Source organism: Fulvivirga kasyanovii, from assembly GCF_009711405.1.
GTDB lineage: Bacteria > Bacteroidota > Bacteroidia > Cytophagales > Cyclobacteriaceae > Fulvivirga > Fulvivirga kasyanovii.
Genome location: NZ_SMLW01000221.1, coordinates 1 through 2,435, shown reverse-complemented (window position 1 = coordinate 2,435; position 2,435 = coordinate 1). Strand labels below are relative to the sequence as shown.

General features: G+C 46.9%; 3 protein-coding genes. All 3 read left to right on the top strand.

Features of this window, described 5'->3' with window-relative positions; all coding sequences use genetic code 11:
- A partial coding sequence (locus E1163_RS01015) for an eCIS core domain-containing protein (protein WP_221417892.1) occupies window positions 1-1,564 on the top strand: 1,564 nt, incomplete at its 5' end.
- An 8-nt stretch (window positions 1,565-1,572) separates the two neighbouring features.
- Window positions 1,573-1,860 (top strand): hypothetical protein, encoded by a 288-nt coding sequence (locus E1163_RS01010; RefSeq protein WP_155168664.1) that lies wholly within the window; start codon window positions 1,573-1,575, stop codon window positions 1,858-1,860.
- A 16-nt stretch (window positions 1,861-1,876) separates the two neighbouring features.
- Entirely contained in the window at window positions 1,877-2,143 is a 267-nt protein-coding gene (locus E1163_RS01005; protein WP_155168663.1) for a hypothetical protein, read from the top strand.
- Window positions 2,144-2,435: the final 292 nt, after the last annotated feature.

Sequence of the window (2,435 nt, the reverse complement as noted above, 5' to 3'; positions counted from 1 at the left end):
CGATTTTCAACAGCAGCAGCAATCATCATCCGCTCCGGGACGCAAACAGGACAATTTGCAAAAGGATAATTTATCCAAATCATCATTAAATACTCAGCAGACACCGGGGAAAGCAGGATTTGTGCCTGCGCAGAAATCTTCCGGAAACACAGCAACCCAGTCTTCGATGGGTGGAGTCATTCAGGGTATGCAGGTTAACAACTATGAAACTGCAACATCAAATCCTGTTCAGGCTAAGGAAGGAGCGCTTGCCGCATCCACCGAAAACTCAGGAGGTCTTCCTGATGCGGTTAAGGGCAAGATGGAAGGAGCATTCGGCACCAGCTTTGCGGATATTAAGGTACATAATAACTCTTCTCAGGCGCAGAAAATCGGAGCACTGGCTTATGCACAAGGCAATGATATCCATTTTGCTCCCGGTCAGTATAATCCTGCCAGTTCCAAAGGGCAGGAGTTGATAGGCCATGAGCTTACCCATGTGGTGCAACAGCGGCAGGGCCGCGTAAAAGCCACCACCCAGGCCAAAGGCCTTGCAGTCAATGATGACCCTGCGCTGGAGCAGGAAGCGGATACCATGGGAGCCAAAGCTGCCCGCGGACAGGCTATAAACAGTGGAGTAGCTGTTCAAAAGAAAGCGCAGGATGATGTAGTGCAAAAGAACGAAATTGAAGGGCCATGGAACAAAGGGGACCCTGTTCATGAAAACCTGACGTTGCAGTCGCTTATAAAGGCCGGTATTGTGCCGGAAGGTACTTCCTTTGATGATGAAGAGGTATTTGAATACATCAGGGGAGTGATCTGGAATGATGATCCCGAAGGCCTGCTGTTTGACAATAACAAGAAGGACAACGACAACTACAGTAGCGGGCTGGTGTGGTACAATCATTTCTCGGACGGGAAAGACAAAAGCAAGAAGGGTGAGCAGATTGGCAAGCAGGATAATATGACGGCCAGGAGCCATTTTGGTGATCTACAGTTCTTTCATGCCATGGCTATCGCTGATGGCATCAAGGCGCAGATTACAAAGGACAAGGTTATGATCTGGGCGGAGTTTGCTTATCGTGTGGGGATAGAGGACATCAAGAGCAGTACTACGCTTACCAGTGTGCCAGTGGCTGGTTTTACAGAATATTTTAAGGGAACACCAAAGGCGGATAAACTCACTATAGATAACTTGTTCCATACCCATAAAGAGGGAAGCACACCGAAGCGTGCCATGGGCAGTTTAATGCACATGATCCAGGATTCGCATGCCCACGGCCATGCGGAACGGGTTGAAGAAAATGAAGGTGATCCGATCAAGTCTTTCCACTCCTATGTAAACCAGGATGGGCATAAGCACGGTGAACACGACAAGGGTAACGGTGACTACAGCTATGAGGGATTGTCTAAAATAAAAGGTGCCAAGGCAGCCATGGACAAAGGTGCCCAGGTGTTCAGGTACTACAAGGCGAAAACCCCATGGCCGCAGGTGAAAGTATATCTCGATACTCAGGTGTTCAACATGGTGGAAAACCCGACCGTGTCAGGACCGGGAGAGGAGTTTAAGGTAACCAAGGACTAATACAAGTTATGCAAACAGGTTTTAAGACAGTTAGCAGGTATGTACTCATTAATGCCGGGTTTGTCCTTGCAGGGTTCTTATTAAGCTTTGTTATCAATTTTGCTTCCTGGTTTGGACTGGATGATACACATGATCTGGGCTTGGGCAATCTGTTTTTTACCACGTCTGTTTTTACTGTTATAGGTCTGGGTTATACTGGTTATGTTTTTTTCAGGCATAAGGTACTGCTGGTCATATCCATACTGGCGATTGTAGCTGTGCTGTTCTTTCTCAATAGCTTGTTTAATTTCATTTAACAGCCTTAGGGACGCAATGATACTCAAGTACATTCTGATCAATGCAGGGTTTATTCTGGCGGGCTTCCTGTTGAGCTATGTGCTCAACTTTGCCCGGTGGTTCAACCTAGACGATGCCCATGATATAGGGCTTGGCAACCTGTTTTTAACCACCTCAATTTTAGCTATTCTGGGCTTTGCTGTCACGGGTTACCTTTTCTATGATCAAAAGGTTTTGCTTATCATTTCGGGGATTGCTATTGCTGGGTTAGCAGGATTTCTTTGGCGGCTTTTTGGGAGGTGATTCAGGCTTTCTGCTGATGCTTGCATGGTGCTGTCAGGGGATAGTGTCGGGAGGTGAAGAATCTCTTTCTGGGATGTTGCTGTCTAGGGACAGCAACAGGGGATCCTATTAAACAAATACCGGACTCGCGTCGAACCCTGAAAGGGTAAAATCTTTTAGCAAAAGGTGCAGCCTTTTGTTAATCAATGGTGAATGGGGGTGAGCCCTGTAAGGGCGGAATGGGTTCTGTTTGAGCATTTTAACTGCTGCTGCGCTTCTTAATAGTTAAGCTTTACCAAACTTTCGGAAGTTT